General features: G+C 73.2%; 2 protein-coding genes. Both read right to left on the bottom strand.

Translation table 11 applies throughout. The features are described from left to right. On the bottom strand, positions 1-212 hold a 212-nt coding region (locus tag C1I97_RS38380), incomplete at its 3' end, for an ATP-binding cassette domain-containing protein (RefSeq protein ID WP_146608473.1). An 80-nt stretch (positions 213-292) separates the two neighbouring features. Then, positions 293-695, bottom strand: a 403-nt coding sequence (locus tag C1I97_RS38375; RefSeq protein ID WP_111007407.1) for an EamA/RhaT family transporter, incomplete at its 5' end; no start/stop codon positions are given.

Here is a 695-nt window from a genome sequence, read left to right as displayed (position 1 = left end):
GTGCCGCCGACCTTGGCCTGGGTGCCGACGATCGCGCGCATGAGGGTGGACTTGCCGCAGCCGGAGGGGCCGAGCAGGCCGGTGACGCGGCCGCGCGGGACCGTGAAGTCGAGGCCGCGCAGGACCGTGCGCGGGCCCCGGACGACGGTGAGGGCTTCGGCGCGGACGGCATGCGTGGGCGGGTCGGGTGGACCCGACGCGATATTCACCATGTGATGATTAAGGCGCGCGGCAAGGGTGCCGTCAAGGGGAGTGCGGGGATTGTCTCCGGCTCGGGGAGGGGTGCGTCCGGTCAGGAGCGGCGGCGCCTCTTCGACGGGTTGCCCGAGCGGCGGGTGACGCAGCGTTCGTACTGTTCGCGGGCGCGCTGGTACTCCTCGCGGTGCAGTTTCTCGCCGGGGGCCTCGATGAGCGAGCGGAAGAAGTAGGCGAGGAGGGAGCCGGTGAACCCGACGGCGAGCAGGCCGCGCAGGGAGGCATGGCGGTCGGGGTCGGGGCGCTTGCGGAAGCCCTCCCAGGTGTGGCCGAAGGCGAGCGCGCTGCACACCGCGAACATCACGACGACCAGGAGTGTCACGAAGGAGCCCGAGTCGGCGATCCGGAGCCCCTGGTAGGCGAAGCGGAGCACGAGGCAGGCGGCGACGGCCGCGGCGAGCGAGCCGGCGGCGACGCCGACGCGGCGGGCGGTGTAGCCG

The sequence above is a fragment of the Streptomyces sp. NTH33 genome (assembly GCF_003236365.1).
Lineage (GTDB): Bacteria > Actinomycetota > Actinomycetes > Streptomycetales > Streptomycetaceae > Streptomyces.
The sequence above is the reverse complement of the archived record's forward strand: the minus strand, read 5'-3'. Positions and strand labels throughout refer to the sequence as shown.